The sequence below is a fragment of the Acidiphilium sp. JA12-A1 genome (genome assembly GCF_000724705.2).
Classification (GTDB): domain Bacteria; phylum Pseudomonadota; class Alphaproteobacteria; order Acetobacterales; family Acetobacteraceae; genus Acidiphilium; species Acidiphilium multivorum.
The window spans coordinates 1-676 of the sequence record NZ_JFHO01000146.1; the positions used below are offsets into that span (position 1 = coordinate 1).

General features: G+C 77.7%; 1 pseudogene. It reads left to right on the forward strand.

Features of this window, described 5'->3' with window-relative positions:
- Positions 1–11 precede the first annotated feature (11 nt).
- Positions 12–676, forward strand: a pseudogene (gene bchD / locus RT91_RS18675) (magnesium chelatase ATPase subunit D); the annotation flags it as partial.

Below are 676 nucleotides of genomic sequence, written 5' to 3' on the forward strand. Positions count from 1 at the left end.
AGGAGGACGCGATGCTGGCAGCCCAGCTGGTGCTTGCCCATCGTGCCACCCGCCTGCCGGCGCCGGCGGAAGAGGATACGGACGCGGAACCAGAGTCCACGCCGCCGCCGCCGGCGTGCGGCGACGAGGTGGCGGCGCCGGCGCCACCCGAGACCGAGGGCGAGCAGGCGGCGGACCGGGTTCTCGATGCCGCCCGCAGCGCGCTGCCGCCGGAACTTCTGGCCGCGCTGCTGCTCGGCCAGGGCCGCCGCGGCACTGCCGGCGGGCGCGCCGCCGCCCCTGCCGCCGCGACGGCCGCGCATGGAAGGCCGCTCGGCGCGCGCCCCGGCCGGCCGGGGCGGGAGCATGGTCTCGCCCTCGTCGAGACGCTGCGGGCCGCCGCCCCGATGCAGGCGCTGCGCCGGCGCGAGCGGCCGGATCATCCGGGGCGGGTCATCGTTCTCGGCGGCGATTTCAGGGTTCGCCGGCATCAGGCGCCGGTCCGCTCGGTGGCGATTTTCGCGGTCGACGCCTCCGGCTCTTCGGCGCTGAACCGGCTGGCGGAAGCGAAGGGCGCGGTGCAGCTGCTGCTGGCCGATTGCTATGTGCGGCGCGACCAGGTGGCGCTTCTGGCGTTCCGCAACCGCGGCGCGGAGCTGCTGCTGCCGCCCACCGCGGCGCTGGCCCCCGCCCGGCG